This is a genomic window from Fundidesulfovibrio agrisoli, from assembly GCF_022808715.1.
GTDB classification, from domain to species: domain Bacteria; phylum Desulfobacterota; class Desulfovibrionia; order Desulfovibrionales; family Desulfovibrionaceae; genus Fundidesulfovibrio; species Fundidesulfovibrio agrisoli.
On the sequence record NZ_JAKZKX010000017.1, the window covers coordinates 1 to 23234 of the forward strand.

22 protein-coding genes are annotated in these 23234 nt (G+C 61.7%); 7 read left to right on the forward strand and 15 right to left on the reverse strand.

Going from position 1 to position 23234, the window contains the following annotated elements:
• Positions 1–435: 435 nt before the first annotated feature.
• The gene (locus MLE27_RS12420) at positions 436–657 is read right to left on the reverse strand and encodes an alkylphosphonate utilization protein (protein WP_243312398.1); all 222 of its coding nucleotides are present in this window, start codon (positions 655–657) and stop codon (positions 436–438) included.
• Positions 658–769: 112 nt separating this feature from the next.
• Complete coding sequence (locus tag MLE27_RS12425; RefSeq protein ID WP_243312399.1) at positions 770–1852, reverse strand: calcium:cation antiporter; 1083 nt, start codon at positions 1850–1852, stop codon at positions 770–772.
• A gap of 223 nt (positions 1853–2075) precedes the next feature.
• Here MLE27_RS12425 and MLE27_RS12430 point away from each other — a divergent pair, with 223 nt between their 5' ends.
• The gene (locus MLE27_RS12430) at positions 2076–2858 is read left to right on the forward strand and encodes a prepilin peptidase (protein ID WP_243312400.1); all 783 of its coding nucleotides are present in this window, start codon (positions 2076–2078) and stop codon (positions 2856–2858) included.
• Between the two features lie 117 nt (positions 2859–2975).
• Here the strand turns inward: MLE27_RS12430 and MLE27_RS12435 are convergent, their stop codons facing one another.
• The 13 genes from MLE27_RS12435 to MLE27_RS12495 form a co-directional block, all read right to left on the reverse strand.
• Positions 2976–3506, reverse strand: coding sequence for a lytic transglycosylase domain-containing protein (locus MLE27_RS12435; protein WP_243312401.1), 531 nt, complete (start codon positions 3504–3506; stop codon positions 2976–2978).
• A 196-nt stretch (positions 3507–3702) separates the two neighbouring features.
• Positions 3703–4743 carry a hypothetical protein gene (locus MLE27_RS12440; protein ID WP_243312402.1) on the reverse strand — a complete coding sequence of 347 codons (1041 nt, stop codon included), beginning with the start codon at positions 4741–4743 and terminating at the stop codon, positions 3703–3705.
• 419 nt (positions 4744–5162) lie between these two features.
• Entirely contained in the window at positions 5163–5648 is a 486-nt protein-coding gene (locus MLE27_RS12445; protein WP_279355812.1) for a PulJ/GspJ family protein, read from the reverse strand.
• Positions 5645–6043 (reverse strand): type II secretion system protein, encoded by a 399-nt coding sequence (locus MLE27_RS12450; RefSeq protein ID WP_243312404.1) that lies wholly within the window; start codon positions 6041–6043, stop codon positions 5645–5647. Before MLE27_RS12450 ends, MLE27_RS12445 begins: the two co-directional genes overlap by 4 nt.
• Before the next feature lie 12 nt (positions 6044–6055).
• Positions 6056–6391, reverse strand: a complete 336-nt coding sequence (locus MLE27_RS12455) for a hypothetical protein (protein ID WP_243312405.1) — start codon at positions 6389–6391, stop codon at positions 6056–6058.
• Positions 6392–6831: 440 nt separating this feature from the next.
• On the reverse strand, positions 6832–7296 hold the full coding sequence (locus MLE27_RS18000) for a type IV pilin protein (RefSeq protein ID WP_279355813.1): 465 nt from the start codon (positions 7294–7296) through the stop codon (positions 6832–6834).
• Between the two features lie 654 nt (positions 7297–7950).
• The gene (locus tag MLE27_RS12465) at positions 7951–9285 is read right to left on the reverse strand and encodes a sigma-54 interaction domain-containing protein (RefSeq protein WP_243312406.1); all 1335 of its coding nucleotides are present in this window, start codon (positions 9283–9285) and stop codon (positions 7951–7953) included.
• Positions 9286–10509 carry a type II secretion system F family protein gene (locus tag MLE27_RS12470; protein WP_243312407.1) on the reverse strand — a complete coding sequence of 408 codons (1224 nt, stop codon included), beginning with the start codon at positions 10507–10509 and terminating at the stop codon, positions 9286–9288. It lies immediately after the preceding gene.
• Between the two features lie 4 nt (positions 10510–10513).
• Positions 10514–12133, reverse strand: a complete 1620-nt coding sequence (locus MLE27_RS12475) for an AAA family ATPase (protein WP_243312408.1) — start codon at positions 12131–12133, stop codon at positions 10514–10516.
• Positions 12134–13966 carry a type IV pilus secretin PilQ gene (gene pilQ, locus MLE27_RS12480; RefSeq protein WP_243312409.1) on the reverse strand — a complete coding sequence of 611 codons (1833 nt, stop codon included), beginning with the start codon at positions 13964–13966 and terminating at the stop codon, positions 12134–12136.
• 33 nt (positions 13967–13999) lie between these two features.
• On the reverse strand, positions 14000–14491 hold the full coding sequence (locus tag MLE27_RS12485; protein WP_243312410.1) for a general secretion pathway protein GspB: 492 nt from the start codon (positions 14489–14491) through the stop codon (positions 14000–14002).
• A gap of 2 nt (positions 14492–14493) precedes the next feature.
• Complete coding sequence (pilO, locus tag MLE27_RS12490; RefSeq protein WP_243312411.1) at positions 14494–15033, reverse strand: type 4a pilus biogenesis protein PilO; 540 nt, start codon at positions 15031–15033, stop codon at positions 14494–14496.
• Positions 15034–17076, reverse strand: a complete 2043-nt coding sequence (locus MLE27_RS12495; protein WP_243312412.1) for a type IV pilus biogenesis protein PilM — start codon at positions 17074–17076, stop codon at positions 15034–15036. It lies immediately after the preceding gene.
• Positions 17077–17642: 566 nt separating this feature from the next.
• Between MLE27_RS12495 and MLE27_RS12500 the strand changes: the two genes are divergently transcribed.
• The 6 genes from MLE27_RS12500 to MLE27_RS12525 all read left to right on the forward strand — a co-directional run bounded on the left by MLE27_RS12500 (position 17643) and on the right by MLE27_RS12525 (position 23195).
• Complete coding sequence (locus MLE27_RS12500) at positions 17643–18722, forward strand: type IV pilus twitching motility protein PilT (protein ID WP_243312413.1); 1080 nt, start codon at positions 17643–17645, stop codon at positions 18720–18722.
• 28 nt (positions 18723–18750) lie between these two features.
• Positions 18751–19926 (forward strand): type IV pilus twitching motility protein PilT, encoded by a 1176-nt coding sequence (locus MLE27_RS12505; protein WP_243312414.1) that lies wholly within the window; start codon positions 18751–18753, stop codon positions 19924–19926.
• Positions 19923–20360, forward strand: a complete 438-nt coding sequence (locus MLE27_RS12510; RefSeq protein ID WP_243312415.1) for a hypothetical protein — start codon at positions 19923–19925, stop codon at positions 20358–20360. The genes MLE27_RS12505 and MLE27_RS12510 overlap by 4 nt, the downstream gene beginning before the upstream one ends.
• 122 nt (positions 20361–20482) lie before the next feature.
• Positions 20483–20875, forward strand: a complete 393-nt coding sequence (locus tag MLE27_RS12515) for a hypothetical protein (RefSeq protein WP_243312416.1) — start codon at positions 20483–20485, stop codon at positions 20873–20875.
• 63 nt (positions 20876–20938) lie between these two features.
• A complete protein-coding gene (locus MLE27_RS12520; protein ID WP_243312417.1) occupies positions 20939–21910 on the forward strand; it encodes a hypothetical protein in 972 nt (323 codons plus the stop codon).
• Between the two features lie 40 nt (positions 21911–21950).
• Complete coding sequence (locus MLE27_RS12525; protein WP_243312418.1) at positions 21951–23195, forward strand: MBL fold metallo-hydrolase; 1245 nt, start codon at positions 21951–21953, stop codon at positions 23193–23195.
• Positions 23196–23234 lie beyond the last annotated feature (39 nt).

The following is a 23234-nucleotide window of genomic DNA, read 5'->3' on the forward strand; positions in this document are numbered from 1 at the left end:
CGCGTTTTCAAGCGCGGGGAAGCGTATCTACGCCGCCCGGCCCGCGGTGTCAACGACTTATTTCGTCGACGCTCAATCTTCGTTTTTCAATCCCCGCCGAAGCACTCGGCTCCGTCGGGCGAGGCGGCAACCTATGGGCTTCCGGCCTCCGCGTCAACAACTTTCTGCGAAGTTTTTTCGACACGTTCCGCTCCGGCCAGGGCGTCTCCACCCTTCCCGCAGCGGGCCGAACTTCCTACCGAAGCCAGCCTGCCGTGTCAACCGCATTTCGCGTCCTGTTGTCAATTTTCTCATCCTGCCCCGGCGGCCGTCAGGCCCTCCCGCAGCGGGAGAGGCTGTCTAGCCGGACCAGGCCCCCGCGTCAACAGTTTTTCCGCAACCGGCGGAACTTTTTTATGATTCTGGGCGGAGCTGGAGGCGCAAGACCTCCAGCCGTTAGGCTTTTTTCAGGAAGGCCGTCTTGAGCACCAGGCCCTTCACCTTGTCCGCGTTGCACTCGATCTCGCCCGCGTCGTCCGTGAGGCGAATGTTCTTGATGAGGGTGCCGCGCTTGAGGGTGACCGAGGTTCCCTTGACCTTCAAGTCCTTGATGAGCGTGACGCTGTCGCCGTCCTTGAGCAGGGTGCCGTTGCTGTCCTTCACTTTCAACTCGTCCATATGATGATCCTCCGCATAGTGTATCCGGCCGGGTTGCCCCGTCGGCGGGCGCACCCTGGCAAAACAGGAGCGCCCCGGCAAGGAGTTTTCGCCTGCCCGCAGGCCTCGGCCCCTAGGGAATGATGGAAAGCAGCAGGTACACGGCGAAAATGACCAGCAGCACCGCCCCTTGAAGCATGGTGGTCCGGCCGGTGGCCAACGAAAGCACGGACACGAAGAGCGAGAGCAGGAACAGCACGGTGGACTTGGCGTCGATGCCCAGGGTCAAGGTCATGCCAGTCAGCAGGGAGACCAGCGCCACCGTGGGGATGGTCAGCCCGATGGTGGCCAATGCGGAGCCCAGCGCCAGGTTGAGGCTGGTCTGCAGGCGGTTGGCGCGGGCCGCGCGCAGGGCGGCGAGGCCTTCCGGCAGGAGCACCACCGCCGCGATGATGATGCCGACCAGACTCTTGGGCGCTCCCGCCGCCTCCACGGCCTGCTCGATGGTAGGGGCCAGGGCTTTCGCCAGCAGGACCACCACTCCGAGGCAGGTCAGCAGCAGCCCGCCGCTCGCGGCAGCCTCTCGCCGGGTGGGCGGCAGGGCGTGGCAGGCTTCGTTGGCGGTGCCCTCCTCCGGCAGGAAATAGTCGCGGTGGCGCACGGTCTGCACCAGCACGAACGCCCCATAGAGCACGACCGTAACACCCGCCACAAACAGCATCTGTATGCTGCTGTAGGATGGGCCGGGCACCGTCTCGGCATAGTTGGGCAGAATCAGCACCAGCACCGATATGGCTGCCAGCGTGGTCAACGAGGCGCTCACCCCGTGCAGCCCGAAGCATTGCTCCTTGAACCGGACGCCGCCAACCAACAGGCACAGGCCGACGATGCCGTTGAGGATGATCATCACCGCCGCGAAGACCGTGTCCCGGGCCAAGGCGGCCGTGGCCTGCCCCCCGGCGAACATGAGCGACACGATGAGCGAGGCCTCGATCACCGTGACCGCGATGGCCAGCACCAGCGTGCCGAAGGGCTCGCCCACCTTGTGCGCCACCACCTCCGCATGGTGGACGCCAGCCAGCACCGCCCACATCAGGCCGGCGGCCAGCAGGAACTGGAACCACGCACCCAGGCCGAGCCCGGCGCAGGCATAGAGAGCCCAGGCCACGACCGGGGCCGCTATCGTCCACTGGGGGATCATGGGGGCGTGTTTCATGGCTCCGACACTACTACACCTGCCGTGCGTCGGGCAATCGCGACCGACGGGAATCTCAACCCGGGATTGTTCCGGCGGATTCATGTTTGCGGGCCGCCCGAACGCCAGAGATTCCCAAAGGGATGAACGGCATCCGCCTCCGTCATCTGGGCCGGAAGGGCCAAGTCCTCTGTTGTTGGGAGGGGGGCTTTGGCGTAGATTGCGCAAAAAACGGGATGGTCCCATGTTTCCGAAAGAACTGTTGCCGCTGTTCCCCTGGATGGCCGGGGTTCTCGGGCTGGTGCTCGGGAGCTTCTATACGGTGTGCGTGCACCGCTACCTCACGGAACAGTCCATCGTGTTCCCGGGTTCGCATTGCCCACACTGCAAGGGCAAACTGCGCTGGTGGGAGAACATCCCCCTGCTCTCCTGGATTCTGCTTCGCGGTCGTTGCGCCCGGTGCAAGGCGCCCATCTCCTGGCGGTACCCGCTCATGGAGGCACTGAGCTGCGCCTGGGCCGTGGCCATCGCCCTCAAGTTCGGCCCCGGCCTGACCTGGCTCGCGCTCATGGCCGTGGGCGGGGTGTTCCTGGTGGCATCCTTCATCGACCTGGTGCTGTTCATCCTGCCGGACGTGCTCACCTACCCCGGCGCCCTCTTCGGCGTGGGCACGGGCATCTTCTGCCTGGGCCTCCCCTGGGACCAGAGCCTCATCGGCGCGGCGGGCGGCTTCGGCGTGTTCTGGCTGCTGCGCTTCGTGCACATGCGCCTGCGCGGCGTGGAGGGTCTGGGCCTGGGCGACGTGAAACTCATGCTCATGATCGGCGGGCTCACCGGGTGGATGACCCTGCCCGCGGCGGTGCTCTTCGGGGCCGTGGCGGCGCTGGTGCTGGCCCCGATGTTCAAGCTGGCCTGGAAGGAGCAAGGCCCCCTGCGCATCCCCTTCGGCCCGTTCCTGTGCCTGGGGTGCATGGCGGCCCTGCTCTGGGGCGATAGGTTCATGGCCGCCCTGGCGGGCAAGATGTAGCGGAGCAGAACAGGCCTGCATCCGGCGGACCTCCCCGGAGGCGGGGAACACGTCGGCGGCCGGCTGGGCCGTGCGCCCTGCATGGAAGATGTTCAGGCTGAAGGTGTGAAGCTGCGGTCAGATGGCCTTGCCGTACCGCGCCTTGACCTTCTCTATGTAGGATTTCGTCTCCGAGATGTTGGGCACGCCGCCGCAACGGCTCACGGCGCCTGGCCCGGCGTTGTAGGCCGCCAGGGCCAAGCGCACATTGCCCCCGAATCGGTCCAGCAATTGGCGCATGTAGCGTGAGCCCGCCTCGATGTTCTTTGCGGCGTCGAAGCTGTCCTTGAGTTTCAGGTCCTGCGCGGTGCCCGGCATGATCTGCATCAGGCCCTGCGCCCCCTTGGGCGACACAGCCCGCACCTGAAATCCCGACTCCACCTCCACCATGGCCGTCACAAGCGAGGGGTCCAGGCCGTAGCGCCCGGCCTCCTTGATGATGATGGCCGCGATCTGTGCCCGGTCCGCCCCTTTGGGGATGCGGAAATAGAAGAACGGCCTGTACTCCGACGTGGTCTGGATGTCGGTGAGATGCACCGTGCCGGAGGGGTCCTGGTAGTGGTAGATGGTCTGCGCGCGCGCCGGGATTCCCACGGAAAGCAAGGCCACTGCCGCAGCCATCATGGCCGCGAGCCCGGGTCTGCCCCCTTTCCCCCTGCATATGTTTTGATTTTGCGGCATGACCTCGTCCCTCTGCATCACGAAATGCAAAAATCCAACCAAATGTCTCTTGGCTGGATTTTTGTCGAAAAGCAAGCGCTGTAATCAGCCGTTCAGCAACCGCCACAGGGCACAACAACAAGGTTCAGCGCATGCCGATCTTGGGGATGCTGAAGGTGTACTGGCCCGTCTCTGCGCCAGTCGACACCTGATAGCCGAACACGAAAAACTGGAACATGGTGTGTTCGGCCGCAGTCAGATACAGGGTGTACTGCAGGGTAGGCTGAGCGCCTGTGTAATCGGTGGAGATGTCGGTGCACCCAGCGCCCGTGCAGTTCTGCCACGCCTTGATGACGTAGGCGTACATGTTATAGTGCGCATTTGTGGAGTTGGTGGAGACCACAGAGCTGGGCCTGACGACCTCGACGCGCACGGGCACGGGGCTGGCCGTGCCCACCATGCTGGTCCGGGTGATGGACAGCAGGCCGGGCTTGCCCGAACCGCCCGGGTCCGTGGAGGATGTGGCCGGGTTGAACGGGCGGTAGTCGGTCTTGTCGTTGGCGCCGCCGAAGTTGTGCACGTTGTCGTCCCAACCGTAATAGGACGACGTGGAATAGGAGTTGGTGGGGGCCACCGTGGCGTTGGTGCCGATGCTCCAGGTGCTGCCCCAGAACACGTTGCCGATATGGTGGTTATCTGGGTCGTTGCGGCCGTCGCTGCTCACCGCAGGCGAGCCGGAGTGACCGGAGTTGGTGTAGATGTCGAACTCGACACCGATCTTGGGCGGGCGCAAGCCTACCCCGTGGCCCCAATATGGGTAGCCCGGCCCGGCGTACCCCAGGAACGAGCCGTGGGACACGCCCGCCTGGGGCCCGCCCGCGTCGCGCGGGCCGTTCCAGGTGCCGTTCTTGATGGCGAAGATGAAACCGTCAGCGTTGGAGCCGGAAGAGATGCTGTACGTGAAATAGACGCGGATGCCGTTGAGAAGGCTACCGACGCCGTTGTTGAAGTTGGCGCTGGCCACCAAGTTGCCGGTCCCCGCGCGGGTGGGGTCGAAGCTGATGCCCGCAGTGTAGTCGTTGAGCGAACTGGAGCTGACCGAAACGGCTGTGGGGGAAGCGGTGGTGACACCCTGCTTGGACTGGACGATGTAGATGCCTGTGCCGCTGTCCGGAGCGTTGATCAAGTTGGTAACAGTGTAGTTGGCTTCAAACGCCCCGCCCTGATTGACCGTGCCTGTTGATGTGATGATATAGTCGTAGGCGTTTGTCGGGCTCGTTACGACAGAGAGCTTTATCTGTTTGCCCGAGCCAAGTCCCGTTGTGATCGTTCGGCCGTTGAGTATGGTCAACGGGGTGTTGGTGGCACCGCTCAGAATGCTTGAGGCGTAGTTCGCCGCGTAGTTGATGCCGGATTCCGCCAGGAAGCGCGCTTGGTTGTCATAGGTCAGCATCAACTCGTTCTTACGGGCCGTAGAGGTCATGTTCAGCACCGCAGTGGTCAACGAAGCCATGATTGTGATGACTGCGATCACCCAAATCAACGAAAAGCCCGACTGACAGGTGATGTTCCCGGACGTGTTGCTGCTCATAGTTCTGGCCCCTGTCATTGGAACCGCTGCGAGTTCAGCTCGATCTTTGCCGAATACGTCTTCGTAACAGTATCTTTCGGCCCTACAACCTGCACCTGCATGCTCACGGCAGCAGGCACAGCCGGCGATGTTCCGTAGTTTTGTTGTGTCGTTGTAAACGCTGTCACGTTACTTAACAGTGTATTCCCATTTAGTTGCAGGTTCGTGCCTGTACGCTGAATGGTTGATTGTGTTGCATCTGTTCTATAATAGTATGTAATGACATTGCCTGCCAGCGAATAGCTTCGCTTGGTGTCTATGTTGGCCACCTCGTGGATGATGCGGGTCAACGCGGCCTGGGCGTTTTCGGCGGCGGCGGTTTCCGCACGCGCCTGCATGAAGCCCTGCGTCACATTGGCCAGTATGCCTAGCGCACTGGCCGCGACAATGCCCAGGATGGCCACTGCTGCGGCCACCTCAAGCACTGAAAATCCGCGTTCATGAGCCCGTGAATGTATCATAACTGTTTTGTAAATATGTATGTCGCACTTTCATTGGTGGCGTTGTTCTTGATTGTAACCAGCAGCGCAACGTCAGTATCTGAAGGGTCAAATTTATAGTTTGGATTTTTCGTTATGGTGTATGCGCTGCTTAGCCCATAGTTGCCGTTGACGATACGAGAGTTGAGCGCAGAAAGGTCATGCTGATACTGCGCCGTGCTGTTGCTGCCGTAGTCCGCGATGATGCTTGCCATGATGGACTGCACCCCAAGAGGCGTAGGCATATTTTTGAGAGGGTCAGCTCCGGTCGTGATCCCGGTAAGGAAATATGGAGCCACCATGGCCGCGAGAACCCCCAGTAGAGTGAGGGTGATGATCATTTCGATCAAGGCGAAACCGTTGCTACGGCGTTTCATGGCGCTCTCCGTTCAGGGTACGAAGCCCGTCTCGGTGGTGATGGTCACAGGGGTCTGGGGGTATCCCGCCACAGCGTAGGACAAGGTGCCGGAGGGTCTGCCCCTGTTGTCGAAGGTGGTGGTCCCAGCCGCCACCCCCATGGTGGAAAAGGTAAAGGTGTAGCTTGTGGGAGTGGGTGCGTTGCGCTGCACCGTGCAATTCTGGCCGTCAACCTGAAGCTGCCAGGTGTAGATGTCCGTTAGGGCCCTGGTGTGGGCGTAGCGCAGGTTGGACTTGAGCGTCTCTGCGTCGGAAATGGCGTCGGCATCGAGTTTTGAGTAGCGGACGACTCCAACTGCCGCGAGCACTGCCACAAGGATCAGCCCGACAACGATCTCCACCAAGCTGAGCCCCAGCTGGCACCGTCGTCCCTGGGCGGGGAGGAGGAATGGCATTTCGACGGGAGTCGCAACACCGCCCCCCCCGGCGGGGTCGCCCTCGCGGCGCAGCCTCCCCGTTGGGGCCACAAGGCAACTCCAACCGTAACCATCGTAGGAGATCATCGCGTTCGTGCCGGGCTTCATGGTTTCTGCCTCCGGGGTGCACGCCCGCCCCGCAATCATATCTCTCGATCCCAGAGCTGACATCCTGGCGACATGTGAGTGGCTTTCCTGCCGCCCACGCGCCGGACCGGGCATGTCGACTCTGCACAACCTTCGATCAAGATGCAATCTGCGCGCTCAAGCCGGGCGGAACCTGTTGGCCCCGCCCGGCTTGGTTCATCGCCGGATGTCTGTTCAGCTGCTGCTTACTGCAGGGTGACGGTCTTCTTCACCTTGGAGGGCGATTCGGCCACGACGTTGTCGTACTGGCCCTTGATGGGGTCGGGGCAGCCGGCCTTGGCCACTGCAACGTCGACGCCGGTGGTGCCGTTGGCGGTGTAAGTAACCTGGAAATCGCCAACCGTGAGGTAGTTGGTATAGGCCTTGCCGGTGTTGCGGGTGCCGCCGCTGGTCAGGTTGCCGGCGAGCGTGGCGACATCAACATAGGAACCATCCAGCTGCTCGGCCGAGTATTCCATGGTCACGTTGGAGGCTCCGGCGGCCAGGGCGCCCTGGATGGCGTTGGCGGCGGCGGCGGTCTGCATGTCCAGGTACTTCGGGATGGCGACGGCGGCCAGCATGCCGACGATAACCAGGACCGCGATGACTTCGATCAGGGTGAAGCCGCTCTGAGCCTTGCCGTTGTTGATGGTGCGGGTGGTGATGTTCATGGTGTCCTCCAAAGAGTTGTTTGAAATTTTCCGCCTCACCGAGGCGTCCCCTCTTTCCGGCCTTCTCGCCTTGGCAGGCGCTTTTCAACTTTGCGTCGCCGCCGGTGCCGCGCAGCGATGCCAGCCATAAAGCATTCGCCGTGCCAACCGCCGGAGCGCACGCACAACACCATGAAATAAATAGCATTTGATGTTCATCGCGCAATGCCTTGCGCGATACCCCTCCCCTCACCTCTCCATTTCTTGGAGCCAACCCAACACGCCTTGGTGTCGCGGCAAAGCCCCCCTTTGCTTCCCGCCTGTGATCGTTCGTGTTTGCAAGGGGTTGCCCGCTGCTTCCAAAATTCAAGGGACATCCGCTTGCCGGAGCGGCATCCGGCATCCCCACCCGATTTGTGGAAACTCTTTTCGATCTTTCGAACGCACTTTCGTGCATCGGGGGGGCCATGCTGACGAGCTCACAACAATTACCCCATGATTTCAGCTGGTAGCGAGTAAAAGAGCCCAGCGGACGAACTCACGCAGTTCAGTAAAAAATCGCGGTGGGGAAGCAGGCGGCAGACAGGCAAGGCGGGAAAGAAGCGAGGTTCGGCCGTACGACAGCGCGGAAGTGTCCGCAGGGGAAGGAGCAAAGGTGATTTGAAGGCTGAAAAATCAGCCCTGTTTGTAGGCGGAGGGGTCCAGTCCGTACTTCTTCACCCTGTGCCAGAGGCTGCGTTCCTTGATGCCGAGCATCCCGGCGGCCCTGGCCTGGACTCCCTGGCAGCGGATCAGGGCCGCGACGATGAGGCCCTTCTCGATTTCCTCGAGCCGGTCGTCCAGGTCCTTGGCTTTGGCTTCGGGCTGGTCCGGCATGGGGGGGGCGGCGGCGTTGGTCAGGCGGACCTGCGTGGGGAGATGCTCGCCCAGCACCTCCCCGTGGTCCCCGGCCAGCACCACGGCGCGCTCCAGGGTGTTGCGCAGCTCGCGCACGTTGCCGGGCCAGGCATAGGCCATGAGCAACTGCAGGGCTTCGGTGGAGATGCTCAGGCCGGGGCCGAAGCGATCGAGGAAATACGTGGCCAGCAAGGGGATGTCCGCAGGGCGCACCCGCAATGGAGGGAGGTGCAGGGGAAAGACGTTGAGCCTGTGATAGAGATCCTCACGGAACTCGTTCTTGCCGATCATCTCCTGGAGGTTCTTGTTGGTGGCGGCCACCAGGCGCACGTTGAAGCGGACGGGCTTGCTCCCGCCCACGCGTTCGGCCTCGCCGTTCTCCAGCGCGCGCAGGATCTTGGCCTGGGTCTCGATGGGCATGTCACCGATTTCGTCCAGGAAGAGGGTTCCCCCGCTGGCCTGCTCGAATTTGCCTTTTTTGGCCGCCACGGCCCCGGTGAAGGCCCCTTTCTCGTGGCCGAAGAGCTCGCTTTCCATCAACCCGGGAGGGATGGCCGCGCAGTTCACGGCCACGAACGGTTTGTCCTTGCGCTTGGAATGGGCGTGGATGGTGTTGGCGAAAAGATCCTTGCCGGTGCCGGATTCGCCCGTGAGCAGCACCGTGGCCTCGGACGGGGCGACCTTGGCCACCTGGGCCAGAACCCCGCGCACGGCGTGGCTTTCGCCGATGACTTCCGGGAACATGGCCTTTGCGTCCAGGCTGCCCAGAACCTGGGTGACATGCTCGAACATCTGGCCGAGGGCCTCGATCTCGGCTCCCCTGGCGTTCTCCATTCTCTCGGCCGAATCCTTGAGCATGGGCAGGTTCTTGGCCCGGTCAAGGAACCGCTTCACCGGGCGCAGCACCAGCCGCCCCAACAGCATGGCCAGGACGAACACCACGACCCCTGTCACGGCCGCCGTGAGGTAGCCGAACTGCAGCGTGGGCAGCTCGGGAATAAGGCTCGTCCCCATGGCTGCGGAAAGGCCGAGGATGCAAAGGGCCGCCACTCCGCCGAGGATGAACGGGATCAAAACCCCGAGGGATATGTCCACCCGGATGCGCTGGAACATCTATTTCACCATCTTGGTCATGTCCCACATGGGCAGATAGATGGCCAGGGCGAAAAAGCCCACCACCCCGGCCAGCCCGAGAATCAATATGGGGTTGATGGCAGCCGAAAGGCTCGCGACAGCGTACGAAACCTCGTCGTCGTAGTGGTTGGCCACGGCCTGGAGCATTTCCTCCAGGTTGCCCGACTCCTCGCCCACGGAGACCATGTTGATGACCATGGGGGTGAAGTGCTTGGTATGCCGGAATGGCGGGGCCAGGCCGCGCCCTTCCTTGAGTTGCGCCTTGATCTGGGAGAACTCCAGGGCGATGGCCGAGTTGCCGATGGTGCCGCCCAGAATGTCCAGGATGGTCAGCACAGACACGCCGCTGGCCTGCAGGATGGAGAAAATGGCCGCGAAGCGGGCCATGGCCGCCTTGGTGAACAGGGGGCCGAAAATGGGCACCGTCAGCCAGAAGCGGTCCCACATGAGCCTTCCGCGTTCCGTCTTGAGGAATTTCATGAAGGCGAACAGGCCCACGATGGCGCCAAAGAGCAGGTAATAGCCGTACGCCGCGAAAAATTCATACATGCCAATGGCGACCTTTGTCGGCCACGGCATCTCGATGTGAGCCTTGGCGAAAATCTCCACAAACTTCGGAATGACAAAGGTCAGAAGCACATAGAACGCCAGCCCGAGAACGATAACCACCGTGATGGGATACTGCAGTGCGGACTTGATGTCCGACTTGACCTTCCGTTCATGCTCGATGAGGTAGATCAGCCGGTGCAGCACCTCGGGCAGGGTGCCGGACTCCTCGCCCGCCTTGATCATGTTGCGGTAGAGCCCGGAAAACACCTTGGGGTGCTCGGAGAAAGCCTCGAACAGGGTTTTGCCCTGCTTGATGCTCGCGTTCATCTCGGCGCAGATGCGCTTGAGCTTCTTGTTTTCGGTCTGCTCTTCGAGGATGCGCAAAATCTCCAGGAGAGAGAGGCCCGCCTGGATCATGGTTCGCAACTGTTTGGTGAAGAGGATGACGTCCTTGGTGGGGACACCGGACATGTTGATGAAGAATTCGTCAATCTTGCCTGAAATACCGGCATTGGCATTGCCCGGAGCAAGAGAGACGGGGATGTAGCCCAACGCCAGCAATTTGCGCTGGGCGTGGTCGATGGTTTCCGCGTCCAGCGTTCCCCGGACGGTCTGTCCGGTTTCGCTCTGCGCCTGATATGAGAAAGTTGGCATGTAGTTATTTCAGGACTATTCTGAGTCCGGTAGGGGTCTTTTCAACCTGGGGCGCGAATGCGCCGGCCGAGGCGTCCTGGAGGTAGATCGCGATCCTCAGCTTATCAGGATGGACAGCGCTGCGCACTTTGTCAACCCGCGCCGACCCCACCTGCACCTCGCGGTCCGTCCGGCGCTCCCAGAGGCCGGGGATGTCCAGCACGAAGCGGGCGGGACGGGCCTTGAAGCTGATCTCGAAGCGCTCCACCGGCCTGTCTCCGACAATTTCGATCCTGTCCACACCTTCGAGCAGGGTGGCCCGCACCCCGTTGAACTGCATGGGGCCCGACGGGCGTTGGGCCGCAGGGTCCGAGGCCTCGGAGGGGGCTGGCCCCCCGCTTGCCCCGGGTTCAATGGCTGTCACAACCACGGGCGCGGACTGCCGCTCCTGCGCCGGGGCCGCGGGCTGCGGACCTGCCTGGGTCTGGGCCTGAGTCTGAGCCTGGGCCGCCTCTCCGGCCGCGGGCGATGCGGCGGGGGCCGCTGTTGGAGCCTGTCCGGCGGGCGTTTTGCCCTGGGAGGGCGCTTCGTCGCCCCCGGCAACCCGCGCGCCCCCCTCACCCTTTCTGAACCATGAGCCCACGTCCGGCATTGAGAGCTCCGGCAAGGAGAGCTTCGGCATCGACAGCTCCGGCAGCATGCTCCCCAGGCGACGCACTTCCAGGGGCGCACCCCCGAAATACGCCCAGCCCGCCACGGCCGCCAGCAGCAGGACCCCCGCCCCCAGCAGGCGCGGCCAGCGCCTGCGTCTTGGCAGCCCCAGGGTGCGCCAACGCATGCAACTGCGCACCACCCCCCAGGTGACGCGGGGTTTCTCCTTGATGATAACGGCCAGCAAGGCCTGGTGGCACAACTGCAGGATCTGGCGGGGGAAGCCGTCCGTGGCCAGGTAGACCGCCACGAAGGCCCCGAAGGTGAACAATCCCTCGGGCGAGATGTCCTTGGCGCACATGGCCAGCCGGGCCTGGATCAGGTCGCGCGTGGAGCGGAAGTCCAGCGGCCCCAGGCGGAAACGCATGTTCACCCTGTCGGCCAGGTTGGCCTTGGATTCCAGGATGGGCTCGAACTCGAGCTGCGCGAAGATCACGATCTGCAGCAGCTTGTGCTCGTTGGTTTCGAAGTTGAGCAGCTCGCGCAGTATCTCCAGGCATTCCAGCGAGATTTTCTGGCCCTCGTCCACGATGAGGGCCACCAGCCTGTCCTGCTCCACGGCCAGGGTCCACAGGGCGCTCTTGAGGTGCTCGCGCAGTTGCAGATCGCTGGCCTGGACCGCGCGGGCCTCCTCCAGACCGAAAAAGCCGGCCAGATGGATCAGGAACTCGCGCGCGTCGGAATAGGAAGGGTCCAGCACCAGGTGCGTCACCACGCCCTGGCGGCTGCCCAGCATGCGGATGAGCTGGCGGCACAGGGTGGTCTTGCCTGTGCCCACATGCCCGGTGACCACGCACAGGCCACGCTTGAGCCGCAGTGCGATCTCCAGGGCCTGGAGGCACTCCTTGTGCTGCGGTGCGTTGTAGAACAGGTCGGGGTCCGGCGAGTTTGAGAAAGGCTCCCGCCGGAGGTTCAACAGTTCGAAGTAGCGCATCTAGCCGCCGATCCTCCCGGTCTGCGGCGTGGCCGAGGGCGGCCCCAGAGGTATGGGCTGCCTGTCCGGCGCGGCCCCGGGAGCGGGCCCAGGAACGGGCTTGGCAGCCGGAGCCTGCGGAGACAGCCCGCCAGAGGCTCCCTGCTGCTGGGCGTCCTTGACCTCGGGGGATTTGAGGATCGTAGGCGTGATGAACACCAGGATGTCCTGCTTGGAGGCCTGCTTGCTCGTCTCCTTGAAGAGGTAGCCGGCCACGGGGATGTCCTTGAGGCCCGGCAGGCCCTGTTCGCCCTTGCTGCGGGTGTTCTTGGCCAGGCCGGAGATAATGATGGTGGCCCCGTCCTCCACGATGAGGGTGGTGTTGGTCTCCTTCTTGCGGATGGGCGGGTTGCCCATGACCCACTGGCTCTGATCCGTCACCACCTCGTCGTTCTTGATGATGAGCTTCATGCGCAGGTTCTTGCCGTCGATCACGTGGGGGGTCATTTCCAGGCGCAGCACCGCGTCGACGAACTGCACGTTGGTGCCGTTCTGGGAGACGGAGACGTAGGGCACCCTCTCGCCGTTCTCGGTGAAGGCCATGGCGTTGTCCAGGGTGGTCAGGGAGGGCTCGGAGACGATGTTGAGCTTGCCCTCCTTGGCCAGGGCGGTCAGCTGCATCTGCAGGAGGTTGCCGTTGGCCATGCCCCACACGAAGTTCAGCGCAGTGCCCTGAGCGCCCAGGCCCGTGGCCGACGAGGTGATCGCCGCGGGATAGTTGAAGGCGTAACCCATGCTCTGGGGACCCAGCCCGTAGATGGGCGTCGTTGTCCTGACGCCCTGGGTGTCGACCGAGGTGTTGTTGCCGGAAAGGACATAGGCCTTGTTGCCGTCCATGCCCGTGGCGCGGAAGAGCCCACCCCACTGGAAGCCCAGGTCGAAGAGCGAATCCCGCGTGGCCTCAACGATGAAGGCCTTGAGGTGCACCTGCAGCCTGGGCTCGTCCAGCTTCTCCACCAGCTTCACGAGCATTTCGCAGTGCTCGCGCGAGGCCTGGATGATGATGGAGCTGGAGTGCTTGTCCGCCACCACCATGCCCTTGATCTTGCCGAGCATGTCGTCGCCACCGCCTGAGGTTCCGCCCCCCGCGCCGCCGGGGAGCCCGGCCGGGGCTGCGCCCGCTTCGCTCCCTCCGCCACCGGCGCTGGACTTGGCCAGGTAGCCCTTGAGCGTCTTCTCAAGCTCGGTGACGTCCGCGTAGTTGACCTGCACCTTGGCGGTCACCATGGGCTCGACGGTCTTGAGCTTCTCGTTCTGGGCCAGCTTGTCCTCGATGGCCTTCTTCATGGCGTTCTGGTTCTTCATGTCCTCCAGTGTCATCACGCGCAGGATCTCGCCGTCCCAGTCGTGGGAGAGGCCGTTGGCGTTGAGGATGGAGGTGAAGGCCTGGTCCCACGGGGTGTCGCTGACGTTGAGGTTGACCTTGTACTTGCCCTGGCTTTCCGGAGCCTGGAGTGCGGCCGAGAGGATGATGTTCTGGTTGGCGATGCGGGCCATGGAGCGCAGCACGGCCTGGAGGTCGGTGTTGTAGAAGTTGAGCGAGACCCGCATGGTGGGCAGGTTGCGCTGGGGCTTGGCGGCGGAGAGTTTCTCCTCGGGCTTGACCTGCAACTGGGAGAAGTCGACCTTCTGCTTTTCGGGGGTGTAGGTCTTGTCCTTGGTTTCGTCGGCCAGCTTCTGCCACTTTTCGATGAGGGGGTCCTTCTCCTTGTTCTTGGCGCAGGAGGCCATGGCCACCAGCAGGAAAATGAGCGCCAGACGGAGGATGACCGAACCCGAGCGTATATCTTTCATTCGCACTCCTTGGCGCATGCGGCCGCGCCCGCCCTACCGCCCCGTGAAGAAGCTGGGGTCCTGGTAGGGGATGCGCACCTTGTTCTTGCGGACGATGCCCTGAAGCACCACCGCCTCGGGGGTGATCTCCACCACTTCGAAGCCGCCGCTTTCGAGTTGTTCGCCGGTCTGGTATTCGCGTCCGTTGATGACTGCAAGCGTCGACTGCCCCACGCGCACGAATCCGGTGTACTGAAACTTGTCGCGGTCCACCTGGGCCTCGGGGTCGGGCGGGCGGACGGCCAGCGGGTCGCGGGGCCAGGGCTGCTGGGCGCTCTTGACGGCCTGGATCTCGCGCTCGGAGAGCTGGACCTTTTCAAGGGCCTGCAACTGCGTCTCGCCCGCCTTCTTGGAGTCGGCCAGTTGCTGCGGGGTCAACGCCGACGGGGGAGGCTTGGACGACGGCCACAAAAGGTAGGCCGCGGCGATCAGGATCGCCGTGCCCATGACCGCGAGCAGGATTTTTTCGCGCTTCGAAATGTTCATGCCTACTCCGCCGCCAACCAGATCCTGATGGTGCAGTCCCTTGCGCCGCTGCCGGGCTGCAGCTTCAACGATTCGAGGTTCTCATAGCTGGGCATCATGGCCAGCTCCCCCAGGAAGTCCCGGATCTTGTCCATGGTGCCCCGGACGTGGACGTTCACGGCCAGGAACTTGGAGCCCTTGCCCAGGGACGACGGGTCCGGGGTCACGGTCTGCACCTCCAGCCCGGTCTTGACGATGACCTGGGCCAGGGTGTCCGTCAGTTCGGAAACTTCCTTCTGCCCCAGGCCCTGCTTGGCGGGCAGTTTGGGGGCGGTCGCGCCGCCAGCTTTGGCGATATCCAGCATCTTCATATAGATGGGATGTAGCGCGCCCTGTTCCTCGATGCGGAAGCTGGTCTGCTGCATCTGGAGGTCGAGGTCCTGGAGCTTCTTGTGCATGGGCACGATGCCAAGAAGCACGAAGAGCACCAGCACGCCCGTGCCGATGAGCAGATACAGGGCCGTCCTGGGCGGCAGGTTGCCGAAGCTGGTTCCGGATGCCATCTAGCGCCTCACCTGGCAGGTCAGGGTGAAACGGAGCATATCCTCGCCGGTGGAGGTCACCTCCAGGCTGCGCTTGCTCACCGAGGGCTCGCCCAAGAGCGGGGAGGTGCGCAACTGCACAAGATACGCCGAAAGCAGGGATTCGAGAATCTGGCTGTCACCCTTGACGTATCCTTCCAGGGTCAGGGTGTTGAGGTCCTCGCGCAGGTTTCTGACTCCGCCGGGCCTGGGCGGTGCGGGCTGCCCGGGCTGGACGGGTTTGGGCTGCTCCTCGGCCGTGCCGAGGTCGAGCGAAATGGAATAGAGCCGGACGTTCTCGGGGGTCAGCCCGGTCACGTCCTTGAGCAGGGCGGAGCCGAGGTTGCGCCCGGCAAAGGCGCGCATGTTCTCCACCGAGGCGCGCACTTTGGCGCCGGTCCCCAGCAGCAGGGGCATGTCCACCAGGGGCTGGTATTCGCCCAGGCGGCGCTCCAGGCCCCTGAGTTCCTGACCCTTGAGGTAGGCCTCGGTCTGCTGCCAGACGAAGAAGCCAAGCACGCAGACGGCCACGCCGAGCCAGGCCAGGGCCACCATGCGGTTGAGCCCGGCGACCCGGTCCTCCTCCTCCTTCTGCTTGTAGGTGTAGAGGAGGTTGCAGGCCCCGCGCACCGCACCCGTGAGGCCCAGGATCAGGCTGTAGGGCAGGCGTTCGTCCAGGGTGAGGCCGGGAGCCATGATCTGGAGCCTGCCCAGGTTGTCCGGGGACAGGGGGTCCAGATGCTCGCAGGGCACGCCAAGCTTTTCTGAAATATGCTCCAGCAGGCCGGGGCCAGCGCCCAAGGGGCCGGAGAGCAGCAGGCCGCCGACCTGCTCGTTGCCCAGCGTCACCGCATGGTGGGAGAAGGTCATCTGCACCTGGCGCAGCAGGCGCTCCCAGGCGGGCTTGAGCATCTCCAGCACGTCCTGGCTGGGGATGTCCCGCCCGGGGTGGTCCTGCGGCAGGGCCTCTGGTCCGGCGGCCATGTTCTCAAGCAGCAGGCGCGCCTCGGCCACGGTGAGGCCCTTGGGCTTGGCCGGTTCGGCCAGGAGGCCCGTGCCCATGGGTTCGAGCATGCTGGAGGCCTGCACGGAGAAGGAGGGCTCGCCCCCGGCCTGCACGAAGGTCAGCTCCGGTTCATCCCCGCCGCCGAAAGCCCCGGGCGCGCTCTCGGGGGGGGCGGGCGGCGTGTACTCCTTGGAGGATTCGGAGAGGGCCTGGGCCATGGCAGCCAGGCCGCCCTTGAGCACCCGCACGAACTGCAGCGCGCCGCCGCTGAAAATCTCCAGCCGGGAGAATTCGCTCCCCAGGTGCAGGCAAGCTCTGGTCTGGTCGCGGCCGGGCACCCAGCCCCCGCGCAGCAGGTCGCGCATGGCGATGGAAGGCAGGGTGATGCCGGCCAGGGGGTAGCCCGCCTGCAGGAAAAGGTTCCTGAGCTTCTCGAACTCCTCGCGCTTCACGGTGTAGGCCAGCACGGAGAGCTTGGGCGCGCCCTTCTCCATGACTTCGCCCTGCACTTCGTAGTCGAAGACCACGTCAGCGTCGTCGAAGGAGGCCTCTTTCTTGGCGGTCCAGTAGATGGTGTTGGAGATCTGCTTCTTGGCCGCCTTGGGCACCTGCAGGAACTGCAGGTCCGCGCTTTCGCCCGGCACCATGGCCCAGATGTCGGCGTCGGCCTTTCCCAGGAAATCCTTGAGGGCCAGGCGCAGCACCAGCGAGAGCTCCGGCGCGTCCGGCCCCTGTTCGGGGATGGAAACCGTCTTGAATTCCAGGGAGCGGGGGCGGCCCGAGGCCAGCGAGAGCTTGACCAGCCGGAACTCGTCCCCGGTCATCTCCACGCCGACGCGCATGTTCTTCGAGCCCGAGGCGGGAGCCAGCCCGCCCTTCTTGGGCCAGGCGAAGCCCCAGCGGGATTTGGCGGGCAACGGCTGTGGCGGGGGCGTGCCCTCTTGGCCGCCCTTCTTTCCCGTGCCCCGGATCAGGTCCAGGAGCTTTTCGGTGGAAGATGCTTGAGACGTAGAATCCACTGCCGAACGCTCCAATTTATCTCGCCTGTTGTGTTGCCCCATCTGTGGCGACTCATAGAGAAAAGTCAAGTGTCCAGATGCGTTTTCAATGCAGATTTCAGTGTGGCGAGGTCATATTCCAGCCCCATGAGTCCTGGATGCGGGGCCGTCGCCATGTGGCCCGGAACATGCCCCGGCCATGCGGCGTTCTCGTTTCGGCACCGGGCCGCATAATTTTCCGGCTGCTCCGCCTGATGCTCTCCGATAATCCCGTCACGGATTCCCGAATTCCTTACCGTACCCAGTTGCATTGAAATTGATTCCGCGTGCCCCCCGCAGCATGGATTGCACGTGGGCACAGCGGAATAGCTCCTTGCGCATCGCAACCTCCATGCCCCGCGACTACAGAATCGGTATTGGGCCCACATCTTCGCGCGCCGTCCCGGCCCTTCCGGGACAACTCCCAGTGGACGCGGCGGGCCGCCGCCGGTAGACAGGAGAAGCGGCTGCGGCGCGAATCCCCGCCAGGCCTCGCGCCGCCCGGCTCCCCAACGGGCCCTGAGCCCAGAACCCAACGCGGAGTCCCCATGGCCCAGATAGACGCCTTCTTTTCCATGATGCACGAGCTAGGCGCGTCGGACCTGCACCTCTCCAGCGGGTCCCAGCCGGTGATCCGGCTGCACGGCTCGCTCCAGCGGGTGAAGTTCAAGGTGCTGGAGCACGAGGAGCTCAAGAAGCTGCTCTTCGAGATCACTCCCGAACCCAAGATCAAGGAGTTCGAGGAGACCGGCGACGTGGACTTCGCCTACGCCGTGCCGGGCATCTCGCGCTACCGCGTGAACTTCTACAACCAGAGCCGGGGCATCGCCGCCGCCTTCCGCACCATCCCGGAGAAGGTGCTGAGCCTGGAGGAGCTGGGCATGCCCCCCATCCTCACGGAGCTGTGCAAGCTGCCCAAAGGCCTGGTGCTGGTCACCGGCCCCACGGGCTCGGGCAAGTCCACCACGCTGGCGGCCATGATCGACTACATCAACACCCAGCGCCAGGAGCACATCCTCACCATCGAGGACCCCATCGAGTTCCTGCACCAGCCCAAGAACTGCCTCGTCAACCAGCGGGAGGTCGGAAGGGACACGAAAAGTTTCACCTCCGCCCTTCGGGGGGCCCTGCGCGAGGACCCCGACGTGATCCTGGTGGGCGAAATGCGCGACCTGGAGACCATCCGCCTGGCCCTGGAGGCCGCCGAGACCGGCCACCTGGTGTTCTCCACCCTGCACACCATCAGCGCCTCCAAGACCGTGGACCGCATCATCGAGGTCTTCCCAGGCGACCAGCAGGAGCAGATCCGCTCCGCCCTCTCCGAGTCGCTGCGCGGCGTGGTGGCCCAGACGCTCTTCAAGCGCGTGGACAAGCCCGGCCGCTCGGCGGCCCTGGAGATACTGGTGGCCCTGCCCGCGGTGCGCAACCTCATCCGCGAGAAGCGTACCTTCCAGATCAACTCCGTCATCGAGACGGGCAAGAACCAGGGCATGCAGACCCTGGACGACGCCATCATGGAGCTCTACCAGGCCAGGAAGATTTCCATCGAGGACGCCTACAACAAGGCCATCCAGAAGGCCCGCTTCAAGGAATTCCTGCCCCAGCCGCCCAGCGGCCTGGACGAATGACCAAGCGCCCGCGCACGGAGGCACACGCATGCTCAGATCGCACTTCGACCATCTCGTGGGGCTGGCCCTGGCGCAGGCCCCCTCACTCTCCGACCTGCTCTTCACCGTGGGCAAGCGCCCCCAGGCCGAGCAGCACGGCGGCCTCAAGGACCTGGACCTGCCCCTCGGCCCCTTGAACGCCCGCCAGACCGAAGCCATGTCCCAGGTGCTCATGGGCCGCTCCGTCAGGCTCTACAAGGACCTGGTGGTAAAGGGCTCCTGCGACCTCTCCTATGAGCACCCCTCGCGCATCCGCTTCAGGGTGAACATCTTCTGGCAGCGCGGCTCCCTGGCGCTGGTGCTCAGGCAGCTCTCCTCCAAGGCGCCCACCATGGCCGGGCTCGGCCTGCCGGCCCTCTTCGGGGACATGGCCAAGGAGAAGTTCGGGCTCATCCTGGTCACGGGCGCCACGGGCACGGGCAAATCCACCTCGCTGGCCGCGCTCATCGACGAGATCAACGACAAGTCCGCCGTGCACATCATCACCCTGGAAGACCCGGTGGAGTTCGTTCACCCGCACAAGCGCGGCACCGTGAACCAGCGCGAGCTCGGGCAGGACTTCGACTCCTTCGCCTCCGGCCTGCGCGCGGCCCTGCGCCAGGCCCCCAAGGTGATCCTGGTGGGCGAAATGCGCGACCGCGAGACCGTGGAGACCGCCATGCAGGCCGCGGAGACCGGCCACCTGGTGCTGGGCACCCTGCACACATCGGACACTGGGCAGACCATCAACCGCATCATCGGCATGTTCGACATCAGCGAGGAGCGCCTCATCCGCCAGCGTCTGGCGGCCAGCCTCAAGTTCGTGGTCTCGCAGAGGCTCATGCCCAAGACCGGCGGCGGACGCGTGGCGGCCTTCGAGATTTTGCGCAACAACCTGCAGATCCGCGAAATCATCATGACCGGCGAGACCGGCGAGAAGTCCTACTACGGCACGGTGGAGTCCGGCTCCACCTTCGGCATGTTCACCTTCGACCAGTACCTGCTGGGCCTCTACGAGAAGGACCTGGTGGAGCGCGACACGGCCCTGGCCAACGCCACGGACCGCGCCAAGCTGATCCTGGCCATCGACCAGGTGCGGCTGCGCCGGGGCGAGAAGGTCTCCGACCTGGGCGAGCTCAAGCTCGACCTGGACTACAACAAGCCCGCCGGGGAGGACGACTTATGAGCGAGCAGACACCCATCCGCGAACCCGAGATGATCCCCTACGGGATGAAGGTGGCGCTCCTGTGCCTGGACGCGGGCCCCTGGCGCGACGCGGCCAGGGCCTACTTCACCGCCCAGGGCCACTACCTGCTGGACGAGCCCGAGGCGGCCGGGGCGGCCGCATCCCTGCGCGTGAACGCCGTGGACGTGGTGGTGGCGCACGAAACCAAGCAGGAGGCCCTGGAGGAGCTGCACGCCCGCCCTGGGCTCAAACGGCGCGACACCACGCTCTTCGTGGTGGGAGCCAAGCCCAGCCTGGATTCCTGGGGGGCGTTCCTGGCCGGGGCGGACTGGCTGCTGGCCGAGGCCGACGCGGGAAGGGCCGCCGAGCTGCTCAGTGAGGGGCTCAAGCGCCAGGAGGCCCAGCGGGAGCCGTGGGTTCTGGCGCAGGAGTGACATGGTACTGTGACAGGTGCTATTACTCATATAAGCCCTGTGCGGCCGACTTCTACATACGGGGCGTTCCTAATAATTGCTCCATGCTGAGGAAAAATCTCAATTCGAGAAAGGGGGTGTCTATGATGACAAAATCGGAACAACTCCAATTCTGTGAAAGACTGGACACCCTTCGCAAGATTGTCTCTGACGTAAATCTCCTTGCTAACAAATCAAGTCTTGTTCAGCAGACTGAATGGGGTGGAGCAGGCTTGATTATCACTACTGACCCAGACAGGAATCGTTGGGAATCAGACACATTTGTTGTTGTGGAAGACATCAAGCCAGTTTTGTGGCTAATGGATGAACTCCGAGAATTATACGATGAGCTGGGAAGTGACATAAGCAAGTACACATACTATCCGCACATAGGCAAATCAATCAGCAGAGAAATCTCTAATGGGCACACAGACACCATCAGCATTTTGAATACAATGATTGAAGCTGTCATAAATCTGGTCCTGACAAAATCTTAGTTTATCATATCAATAATGACGTACGTCATTAATAGCAGCACTAAACTCGCAAAGGGGCACAAAGTGCACAAATCAGAAGCATCTTATAAGCTCAAAAAGCGCGGGCTCTCCGATGAATTCATGCAGAATCTGCTCGACCCCATCGGCATTCTGAATCCATTACTGGACCAAGTTCACAATGACCACACCCTTCAACTGGCAATACGTGACGGATACGCCAACATATACTACAGAGGCGGAAGTCTATTTAAAATCACAGAAAACAAAGACGGATACAGTTTATTTTTCAACAAAAGCTACATAAAAGATTACAGTTCACTTGCGATGGACAAAAGCTCTATCCCAGCGTGCTCGCACAAAATCAACTCCAAATCCGAGACCATAGAGTGCGTTAAAACAATCCCACTCTTTAAAGACATAATTGATAAATACTTTTCAAGGCATCCAAAGCCAGAGCGAGAGTTTCAGCAATTAATTGTCCGCGAAAACAATTATTCAAGCATCTCCAACGAAAGCGAATACTTTATTACTGACATAGAGTACGCAGAGCGAGGCCTCCGATTTGACATGCTTGCAGTGCGCTGGCTTGTCGATGATCGCAAGACTGGCAAGTGCTCTTTGGCATTGATTGAATTAAAATACGGAGATGCTGCTCTGAACAATGTCGCAGGAATTAGTAAGCATTTGCATGACATAAAAGCATTTATGTCCACAGATACAAATCGAGAGCATTTAACGGCACTTGTCAGCAGCCAAATCAACCAACAGGAACAGTTAAGGCTATTGAGGTTTAACAAATGCGCGAATTGGGAACAATTTGAAGTAACCTCAGCGGAACCAGAAATAATTATAATACTTGCCAACCACAACCCAAGAAGTGACAACTTGCTGCGCGTCTTGAACTCGCCAGAGGTCAAACTATTCTCCGAGGATTACAATTTGAAATTTTTCGTTAATACTTTTTGCGGATATGCAATGCATTCAAAAAACATGTTGCCATATGGTGACTTTTTACATTTGTTACAGCACAGATGATGACATTACTGATTGAATTTGCTTACTTTGGAGTTATTACTTGTGCAAAGTCTATTTGACTGTGCATCGCGCAGCCTCCGAAATTGGTGGAAACTGCATAGAGATCGCGACATCCAGGGGTGAACGACTCATCCTGGATGTAGGCAAACCACTTGAAGGGCTCCTTGATTGTGAGGTGAGCCTTCCTGGTACACTTGACCTCTCCACTCAAGTGAGCGGAGTTCTCCTCACGCATGCTCACCAAGACCACTACGGCCTTCTCCAGTCACTACCTGACGACTGGCCCATTTATTGTGGAAGAGCGACCGCAAAACTCATCAAACTCGGCTTCGAGATAATTCATGGACCGATTGAGCGAACTTTCTCGACTTGGCAGACGAGCAAGCCGTTTGACGTTGGCCCTTTCAAAGTTACACCATTTCTGACGGACCATTCAGCCTTTGATGCCTACATGCTCCTAGTAGAGGTTGATGGGAAACGGATTCTCTACTCCGGGGATTTCCGGATGCACGGGCGAAAAGCTGCTCTTGTCGAACGGTTGATTCGCAAGCCACCTTCAGACATTAATGCCTTAGTCATGGAAGGGACAAATCTCGGACGCGAAAAAGTATGCAAAAGTGAAGCCGAACTTGAAGAAGAATTCGTCCAACTCTTCAAGCGGACCTCAGGCCGTGCATTCATCGCGTGGTCAGGTCAAAATGTAGATCGCACAGTCACGCTCTATCGAGCTTGTTTGAAAGCTGGCCGAACTCTTGTCGTTGATATCTACACAGCCGAAGTACTTGAATTGCTAAGTGAGTACGGGAGAATCCCGCAACCTGGGTGGCCCAGCCTGAAAGTGGTCGTCACGAAAACCCTTTCCAGTTTCTACAGACACAAAGGACGTGAACAAGTAACAGAACGAATGGCCAAAAAAGGGATATCTGCAAAAAAATTAGCGGCTACGCCGGAAAAATGGGTTGTGATGACCAGATCATCCCTAATCAAAGACTATATTGCTGCTGGCGTCACGCCAGACTCCAATGATATATGGAGCTGGTCCATGTGGCCTGGGTATCTCAATAAACCTCACGGCCAAGAAGTAAAAAACTGGTTTGAAATAAATAAAATCACATCAACTCACATACACACAAGCGGGCATGCCACTCCTGCAACACTCAGCGAGATCGCCCGAAGTATAAATGCAAAGGTATTAATACTAGTGCATGGGGATGCTTGGAAGAACGAAATGAAGGACATGCCGCCAGTTACTCAAGTCACAAATGGGGTACCATTTGTTATTTAATGCGTCACTGATGCGCGACGAATTCTCAATTCAAGTCTC

Bases quoted from the DNA above. Each gene is read 5' to 3' on its own strand.
- MLE27_RS12510 (WP_243312415.1), top strand. From the start codon at position 19,923: ATGAGCGAGCAGACACCCATCCGCGAACCCGAGATGATCCCCTACGGG.
- MLE27_RS12420 (WP_243312398.1), bottom strand. From the start codon at position 657: ATGGACGAGTTGAAAGTGAAGGACAGCAACGGCACCCTGCTCAAGGAC.
- MLE27_RS12470 (WP_243312407.1), bottom strand. From the start codon at position 10,509: ATGCCAACTTTCTCATATCAGGCGCAGAGCGAAACCGGACAGACCGTC.
- MLE27_RS12450 (WP_243312404.1), bottom strand. From the start codon at position 6,043: ATGAAACGCCGTAGCAACGGTTTCGCCTTGATCGAAATGATCATCACC.
- MLE27_RS12430 (WP_243312400.1), top strand. From the start codon at position 2,076: ATGTTTCCGAAAGAACTGTTGCCGCTGTTCCCCTGGATGGCCGGGGTT.
- pilQ (WP_243312409.1), bottom strand. From the start codon at position 13,966: ATGAAAGATATACGCTCGGGTTCGGTCATCCTCCGTCTGGCGCTCATT.
- MLE27_RS12445 (WP_279355812.1), bottom strand. From the start codon at position 5,648: ATGATACATTCACGGGCTCATGAACGCGGATTTTCAGTGCTTGAGGTG.
- MLE27_RS12425 (WP_243312399.1), bottom strand. From the start codon at position 1,852: ATGAAACACGCCCCCATGATCCCCCAGTGGACGATAGCGGCCCCGGTC.
- pilO (WP_243312411.1), bottom strand. From the start codon at position 15,033: ATGGCATCCGGAACCAGCTTCGGCAACCTGCCGCCCAGGACGGCCCTG.
- MLE27_RS18000 (WP_279355813.1), bottom strand. From the start codon at position 7,296: ATGAACATCACCACCCGCACCATCAACAACGGCAAGGCTCAGAGCGGC.
- MLE27_RS12500 (WP_243312413.1), top strand. From the start codon at position 17,643: ATGGCCCAGATAGACGCCTTCTTTTCCATGATGCACGAGCTAGGCGCG.
- MLE27_RS12465 (WP_243312406.1), bottom strand. From the start codon at position 9,285: ATGTTCCAGCGCATCCGGGTGGACATATCCCTCGGGGTTTTGATCCCG.
- MLE27_RS12475 (WP_243312408.1), bottom strand. From the start codon at position 12,133: ATGCGCTACTTCGAACTGTTGAACCTCCGGCGGGAGCCTTTCTCAAAC.
- MLE27_RS12515 (WP_243312416.1), top strand. From the start codon at position 20,483: ATGATGACAAAATCGGAACAACTCCAATTCTGTGAAAGACTGGACACC.
- MLE27_RS12485 (WP_243312410.1), bottom strand. From the start codon at position 14,491: ATGAACATTTCGAAGCGCGAAAAAATCCTGCTCGCGGTCATGGGCACG.
- MLE27_RS12505 (WP_243312414.1), top strand. From the start codon at position 18,751: ATGCTCAGATCGCACTTCGACCATCTCGTGGGGCTGGCCCTGGCGCAG.